Genomic DNA, 7163 nt, shown 5'->3' with positions numbered 1-7163 from the left:
CTTTACTCCATTACTCCTTAACTCCTATGATTTTACAATACATTCAGCACTTGCTCCTTTATTTGCTCAAGTTCGTCTTTCATCTTCACCACGATGTTCTGCATTTCGGCGTTGTTGCTCTTGCTGCCCGTGGTGTTGATTTCGCGTCCCATCTCTTGTGCTATGAAACCAAGTTTCTTGCCTTGGGCTACGCCCTCGTCCATTGTCTCGCGGAAGTATTTAAGGTGGTTGGCAAGGCGTTGTTTCTCCTCGTTGATGTCCAGTTTCTCGATATAATATATGAGTTCCTGCTCCAGGCGGTTCTTGTCGTACTCAATCTCGGGTATGCTTTTTAGTCCCTCGACGATACGTGCGCGTATTTTCTCTACGCGCGATTTCTCGTAAACTTCTATCGAGTCGAGCAGCGCGGCGATGTTGTCGAGCTTCTCGCAGAACTTCTTTTGCAGTGCGGCTCCTTCCTGGTCGCGGAATGCCACGAGGGCATTTACGGCTGTGTCGATACCGTTGCGCACGGCGTTCCACTCCTCGTCGGTAAGCTCTTCGACGTCGGTTTTCGTCATGACGTCAGGCATGCGCAGCAGTGTGGCGAACCAGTCTTGGGGCTCCGGTATCCCTGTGCTTTCCGATATGGCCTTAATCTGCCTGTAATAATTGTCCACGAGGGCTCCGTTTATGGGAGTGGCGTCGGCAGCGGCGTCCTTCTCTATCCATATCGAGAAGTCCACTTTGCCCCGTTTCAGCGTCTGGGATATTGTCTGGCGGATTTCCATTTCTTTCTCACGGTATAGCGGAGCGATACGCGTTGACAGGTCTAAGGCCTTGCTGTTAAGTGATTTTATTTCAACGTGTATCTTCTTTTCATTAAAAGTTACGACAGACTTTCCGTAACCTGTCATCGATTGTATCATAGCACTTTTGTAGTTAAATTTTTGCAAAAGTACATATTTCTTAGGAAAAAAGCGTATTTTTGCATGTTATTTAAAAAGTTATTTCCATTTTATGTCGTGTATTTTAAACATTGAGACGAGTACGGACGTGTGCTCGGTAGCCGTGAGCCGTGACGGCACGTGCATATTCAACAGGGAGGACTACAGCGGTCCCAACCATGCGGTTAAGCTCGGCGTGTTCGTGGACGAGGCTTTGTCGTATATTGACAATCGGTCCATACCTCTCGATGCGGTGGCCGTAAGCTGCGGTCCAGGGTCCTACACGGGCCTGCGTATCGGCGTGTCCATGGCCAAGGGTATATGTTACGGCCGCGGAGTGAAGCTCGTAGCCGTGCCGACTCTTGAGTTGCTCGCCGTGCCGGTTCTGCTTGAGCACGATATAGAAGAAGACGCCCTGCTGTGTCCAATGCTTGACGCACGCCGTATGGAGGTGTACGCAGGAGTGTACGACCGCGCCCTGAACGAAGTCAGGCCGGTGCAGGCTGACGTTGTAGACGCCGATACATACCGGGAATATCTTGACAAAGGCAAGGTGTATTTCTTCGGTAACGGGGCCTGCAAGTGCATCGACGCAATAGGCAACGGCAATGCCCGGCTGATAAAGGATGTCAAGCCGCTGGCACGGTACATGTTCCCGCTTGCCGAGAAGCGCATTAACCAAGGGCGGATAGAAGACGTGGCGTACTTCGTTCCGTTCTACCTGAAAGACTTTGTGGCGAAAACTCCGAAGAAGCTTCTTTAACCACATTATTCCCTTTAAATCCCAAAATAAATATAAATGAATATCGAAGGATTAGACTATAACACCCAACGTGAAAAGCTCATATTGCCCGAATACGGGCGCGAAGTGCAGAAAATGGTCGACTATGCCGTGACGCTCGAGAACAAGGAGGAGCGCCAGCGCTGCGCCGAGACGATTATCGGCATAATGGAGCGCATGTTCCCGCAAAGCAGCGAGAACGTGGACTATGAGCAGAAACTGTGGGACCATCTTGCGATAATGAGCAACTTCAGGTTGGACATTGACTATCCCGTAGACATAAACGAGGCGAAAAGCATACTGAAGAAGCCACAACCGATGGGCTATCCTAAGCAGAAAAACCCTATAAAGCATTACGGCAGCATGATGTTCGAGCTGTTCGACAAGCTGAAGGGCATGGAGCCTGGTCCTGAAAGGGACGAACTTGCCAGGCTTACCGCCAACCAGATGAAACGTAACCTTATGCAGTGGAGCCACGGTTCGAGCGACGACGAGAAGATAGCTTCAGACCTGGCACGCTTTACCGACGGTAAGATACAGCTTGACCTTGACACTTTCAAGTTCAACATAGGCAACATGAGGGAGCCCGGAGACAAGCGCCGCAAAAGAAGATAGCGAAAGGAATACACGTTAACCGACAAACCACCGTGACATGGAATCTTTCATCATTGAGGGCGGACATCCGCTAAGCGGCACCATAACTCCGCAAGGCGCCAAGAACGAGGCGCTTGAAGTAATATGCGCGTCGTTGCTTACTTCGGATGAAGTGAGGATAAGCAACGTGCCCGACATCCTCGACGTGAACAACCTCATAAAGCTGCTTACCGACATTGGGGTGAAGGTAAACCGTATCGGGAAGAACGAGTATTCGTTCAAGGCAAGGGAAATCAATCTTGATTACCTCGAAAGCGAAGAGTTCATACGTAAGTGTTCCTCGCTCAGGGGCAGTGTGCTTATGATAGGTCCGCTGCTTTCGCGCTTTGGTAAGGCCGTGGTGGCAAAACCCGGAGGAGACAAGATTGGACGGCGCAGGTTGGACACTCATTTTCTCGGCTTTAAGCATCTTGGCGCCAGGTTCTCGCATAATGACGAGCGCGGGACGTTTGAAATCGACGGTAGCAACCTTAAAGGATGTTACATGTTGCTTGACGAGGCATCGGTAACGGGTACTGCCAACATTATAATGGCAGCCGTGCTGACCAAGGGAACCACCACTATCTATAACGCGGCGTGCGAGCCTTACATACAGCAATTATGCCATTTGCTCAACCGTATGGGAGCACGCATAAGCGGAATAGCCTCTAACCTGCTGACGATAGTCGGCGTGGAAAACCTGCACGGGGCGCGGCATACCATACTTCCGGACATGATTGAGGTCGGCTCTTTCATAGGAATGGCGGCAATGGTTGGCAAAGGCATACGAATAAAGAATGTGTCGGTGCGCAATCTTGGCATAATTCCCAATGCTTTCAGGCGTCTCGGGGTGAAGGTTAATGTGGAGAATGACGACTTGGTAATACCGCATATGGAGCATTATGAGATTGAGTCGTTTATCGACGGCTCGATAATGACGCTGGCAGATGCTCCGTGGCCTGGACTTACTCCTGACCTCCTCTCTGTGCTCCTCGTGGTTGCCACTCAGGCACGCGGCAGCGTCTTGTTCCACCAAAAAATGTTCGAGAGCCGTTTGTTCTTTGTCGACAAGCTTATCGATATGGGCGCCCAAATCATTCTCTGTGACCCGCACAGGGCTGTTGTAGTAGGCCATGACCACAAGATAAGGCTGCGTGCGGGCCGGATGACAAGCCCCGACATCAGGGCGGGAATAGCCCTTCTAATCGCTGCCCTGAGCGCCAACGGCACCAGCCGCATAGACAATATTGCACAGATAGACCGTGGGTATGAGGACATAGAGGCACGCCTTAATGCGCTTGGGGCCAACATCAAGCGTATCTGAATTGTCGGTAATGGCACTGCTTGGCTGGCAGTATCGCGGTTGTATGGCATTGCATGACGATACGTTGGCCGCATTTCCTTTAACCATAAGCAACAATGATTAGAGCAGAAGAAGTTTATAGAATCGGCCGTATAGGCAAGCCGCACGGCGTAAAAGGCGAAGTGTCGTTCATGTTCAGTGACGACGTGTTTGACCGTGTGGACTCCGATTACCTTATATTATCCGTTGACGGAATACTCGTTCCGTTCTTTTTCGAGGAGTACCGCTTTAAAAGCGGAGAGACGGCGCTTGTAAAATTCTGTGATGTTGACGACAAATCGCAGGCCCAGGAACTGACGGGATGTGACGTGTTTTTCCCAAAGAAACTTTCAGACCGTGGCGAGAACGAACTCACGCTTGAAGAACTTGAAGGTTTTACTGTCGTCAACGTTGACGACGAAGACAAGCCGATAGGGACAATCGCATATGTTGACGACGCTACGGAGAACGTGCTTTTCGGGGTGAGGACACCTCAGGGAACGGATGTATTGATACCTGTCAATGATGATTTTATAACTGAAATCGATGGCGTAAACCGTGAGATAAAGGTAAGTCTGCCTGAAGGCTTGCTTGACTTGAACTGAAATCAACGTCTGAGAGTAATAAGAATAAGCTAACATAAGTGCTTAACACCGGATATATGAAGAAACAGATTGCCATTCTTGGCTCCACAGGCTCAATCGGGACACAGGCTCTTGAAGTGATAGAAGAGCACCCCGACCTGTACGAAGTGTACTGCCTTACGGCCAACAACAAGGTCGACGAACTTGCGGAACAGGCCCGTAAATTCAACCCGGCGGCAGTGGTCATAGCCAATGAGGACAAATACGGGAGGCTGAAAGAATTGCTTTGCGACCTTCCTGACATAAAGGTTTATGCCGGGAAACAGGCCATTAACGATATTGTTGAGGCCGGCCCGATAGACATGGTGCTTACGGCCATGGTGGGATTTGCCGGTCTCAGCCCTACGATACATGCCATCCGGGCCCGCAAGAAGATATGTCTTGCCAACAAGGAGACGCTTGTCGTGGCAGGTGAACTTATATGCAAGCTTGCGGCTGAGTACCATTCGCCCATCATTCCCGTTGACAGTGAGCATTCGGCCATCTTCCAAAGCCTTATGGGCGAGGGCGACAACGAGATAGAGAAACTGTTGCTTACGGCGTCTGGAGGCCCGTTCCGTAATTTCACCAAGGAGCAGCTTGCCACCGTGACCAAGGCCGATGCTTTGCGGCATCCTACCTGGACCATGGGCGCGAAGATAACAATCGACAGCGCTACGATGATGAACAAGGGCTTTGAGGTAATAGAGGCGAAGTGGCTTTTCGGCGTTCCGGCCGATAGAATACAGGTGCTCGTGCATCCGCAGAGCATTGTCCACAGTGCCGTGCAGTTCCGTGACGGAGCAGTGAAGGCACAGCTCGGAGTGCCGGATATGCGCCTGCCGATACAGTTCGCGTTCTCTTATCCTGACCGTCTGCACCTTAACGGCGAGCGGCTCGACCTGTTCCGCCAGCCGCTCGAGTTCTTCGAGCCTGACATGGACAAGTTCTGCTGCCTGGCATTGGCCTTCGAGGCGATAAGGAAAGGCGGCAATATGCCGTGCATTGTAAACGCCGCCAACGAGGTGGTTAACCACGGATTCCTGGAGGACCGCTGCTCGTTCACGCAGATGAGCGACATTATCGAGAGGACGATGGAGCGCGTGGCGTTCAGCGGCGAGGCCGACTACGCTACTTACGTTGCCACTGATGCAGAGGCAAGGAGGGTTGCAACGGAACTTTTGGAAATTTAATAATTAAGAGTTAAGAATTAAGAAAGTTAGTAACATTAAAAACACAAGTTACGGAGACACTGCCCTATTACGGCAAGGCAAATCTCCTTGTCTGCTTGTCTGCCCGTGGCTTGTCAACTAAAAAGACATGGAAATATTTTTGATAAGACTGCTGCAGTTCATGCTGGCAATCTCGATTCTCGTGCTGCTCCATGAGGGCGGGCACTTCTTTTTTGCCAAATTGTTCGGCGTAAGGGTAGAGAAGTTCTACCTGTTCTTTGATCCTTGGTTCCACTTATTTGAATTTAAGCCGAAGAAGAGCGATACAACCTATGGCGTGGGGTGGCTCCCGCTTGGTGGGTATTGCAAGATTTCGGGCATGATAGACGAATCGTTCGACACCGAGCAGATGAAGCAGCCGGCCCAGCCATGGGAGTTCCGCTCGAAGCCGGCGTGGCAACGCTTGCTGATAATGGTGGGCGGAGTGCTGGTCAACTTCCTCCTCGCGCTGTTCATCTACGCAATGGTGCTGTTCACCTGGGGCGACTCCTACTATTCGCTCAAGGACATGACATACGGCATGAAGTTCAACCAGGCGGCCAAGAATATGGGCTTCCGCGACGGCGACATCCTTTTGCGCACTGACGAAAAGACGCTCAACAAGTTTGATGTTGACATGTACCGCGACATAGCCAACGCCTCCACCGTCACCGTATTGCGCGGCGGCAAGGAGGTGAAGGTCAGCCTGCCCGAGGACATGAGCCTGCTTACGATGCTCAAGGCTGACCCTGTGTTTGTGCGCCCGTTCATCCCTGCCGACGTGGACAGTGTCATGCCTGACTCGCCGGCGATGAAGGCTGGCATGCAGAAGGGCGACCGCCTGTTGGCTATTGGCGGCCAGTCCATCGACTCATGGAACGAGTTTGACGACAGGATGGGCCGCATGCAGGATGTACTGGCCGCCGCCACGACGCCAGCCGACAGCCTTAAGGCGCGCACAACGACGGTAGTCTTCGCCCATAAGACCGACCCGGCGAAGAGGGATACTGTGCAGATGGTGCTCAATCCCGACCTTACCCTCGGCGTGGGCCGCACGTACCTGGGCACGTACTACAAGCCCGTCAAGCTGGAATACGGCTTCTTCGAGAGCTTCCCGGCAGGCGCAGTGTACGGCGTGAACGTGCTGCGCGGATATGTTGACGACATGAAATACGTATTCACGGCCGACGGCGCAAAGTCGCTCGGAGGCTTCGGCTCAATCGGAAGCCTGTTCCCTCCGACGTGGGACTGGATGATGTTCTGGCGCATGACGGCGTTTCTCAGTATCATTCTGGCGTTCATGAACATTCTGCCCATCCCCGCTCTCGACGGCGGTCACGTGCTCTTCCTTCTTTACGAGATGATTACGCGCCGCAAGCCGAGCGAGAACTTCCTCATCAAGGCGGAGTATGTAGGCTTCGGGATACTTATCCTGCTAATGGTTGTGGCCAACCTGAACGACATCCTTCGCTGGCTGGGATATATGTAATTTTTTGTAGTTAAAGGAGTTAGAAGTAGTTAAAGCCATTACTCTTGCCGGATGTATAATGATAGCCAAGGTATTTGACTCTAACTACTTCTAACTCCTTTAACTACTACCAATAGATATTAATCCTGCAGTTCTTGCCCAGGGGCTGACAACATTCC

Annotated in this window: 7 protein-coding genes; 6 read left to right on the top strand and 1 reads right to left on the bottom strand. The window is 51.6% G+C overall.

Going from position 1 to position 7163, the window contains the following annotated elements; genetic code table 11:
- Positions 1 to 32 precede the first annotated feature (32 nt).
- A complete protein-coding gene (locus H6A34_RS12915; protein WP_205105851.1) occupies positions 33 to 908 on the bottom strand; it encodes a YicC/YloC family endoribonuclease in 876 nt (291 codons plus the stop codon).
- Positions 909 to 999: 91 nt separating this feature from the next.
- Between H6A34_RS12915 and tsaB the strand changes: the two genes are divergently transcribed.
- The 6 genes from tsaB (at position 1000) to rseP (ending at position 7005) form a co-directional block, all read left to right on the top strand.
- Entirely contained in the window at positions 1000 to 1689 is a 690-nt protein-coding gene (tsaB, locus tag H6A34_RS12910; RefSeq protein WP_205105850.1) for a tRNA (adenosine(37)-N6)-threonylcarbamoyltransferase complex dimerization subunit type 1 TsaB, read from the top strand.
- Positions 1690 to 1725: 36 nt separating this feature from the next.
- Positions 1726 to 2322 carry a DUF4290 domain-containing protein gene (locus H6A34_RS12905; protein WP_021949023.1) on the top strand — a complete coding sequence of 199 codons (597 nt, stop codon included), beginning with the start codon at positions 1726 to 1728 and terminating at the stop codon, positions 2320 to 2322.
- A 37-nt stretch (positions 2323 to 2359) separates the two neighbouring features.
- Positions 2360 to 3664 (top strand): UDP-N-acetylglucosamine 1-carboxyvinyltransferase, encoded by a 1305-nt coding sequence (murA, locus tag H6A34_RS12900; protein ID WP_205105849.1) that lies wholly within the window; start codon positions 2360 to 2362, stop codon positions 3662 to 3664.
- Positions 3665 to 3759: 95 nt separating this feature from the next.
- On the top strand, positions 3760 to 4287 hold the full coding sequence (gene rimM / locus H6A34_RS12895) for a ribosome maturation factor RimM (RefSeq protein ID WP_021949025.1): 528 nt from the start codon (positions 3760 to 3762) through the stop codon (positions 4285 to 4287).
- A 56-nt stretch (positions 4288 to 4343) separates the two neighbouring features.
- Positions 4344 to 5498, top strand: a complete 1155-nt coding sequence (locus H6A34_RS12890) for a 1-deoxy-D-xylulose-5-phosphate reductoisomerase (protein WP_205105848.1) — start codon at positions 4344 to 4346, stop codon at positions 5496 to 5498.
- A gap of 127 nt (positions 5499 to 5625) precedes the next feature.
- Positions 5626 to 7005, top strand: a complete 1380-nt coding sequence (rseP, locus tag H6A34_RS12885) for an RIP metalloprotease RseP (RefSeq protein ID WP_205105847.1) — start codon at positions 5626 to 5628, stop codon at positions 7003 to 7005.
- Positions 7006 to 7163: the final 158 nt, after the last annotated feature.

It is taken from the genome of Marseilla massiliensis (genome assembly GCF_016899855.1).
Classification (GTDB): Bacteria; Bacteroidota; Bacteroidia; order Bacteroidales; family Bacteroidaceae; genus Prevotella.
Note: the sequence above shows the minus strand (reverse complement) of the source record. Positions and strands in the feature narration are given on the sequence as shown.

What these genes read in the sequence shown, in the direction of transcription:
- rseP (WP_205105847.1), top strand. Translation starts at nt 5,626, where the DNA reads ATGGAAATATTTTTGATAAGACTGCTGCAGTTCATGCTGGCAATCTCG.
- rimM (WP_021949025.1), top strand. Translation starts at nt 3,760, where the DNA reads ATGATTAGAGCAGAAGAAGTTTATAGAATCGGCCGTATAGGCAAGCCG.
- H6A34_RS12905 (WP_021949023.1), top strand. Translation starts at nt 1,726, where the DNA reads ATGAATATCGAAGGATTAGACTATAACACCCAACGTGAAAAGCTCATA.
- tsaB (WP_205105850.1), top strand. Translation starts at nt 1,000, where the DNA reads ATGTCGTGTATTTTAAACATTGAGACGAGTACGGACGTGTGCTCGGTA.
- H6A34_RS12890 (WP_205105848.1), top strand. Translation starts at nt 4,344, where the DNA reads ATGAAGAAACAGATTGCCATTCTTGGCTCCACAGGCTCAATCGGGACA.
- murA (WP_205105849.1), top strand. Translation starts at nt 2,360, where the DNA reads ATGGAATCTTTCATCATTGAGGGCGGACATCCGCTAAGCGGCACCATA.
- H6A34_RS12915 (WP_205105851.1), bottom strand. Translation starts at nt 908, where the DNA reads ATGATACAATCGATGACAGGTTACGGAAAGTCTGTCGTAACTTTTAAT.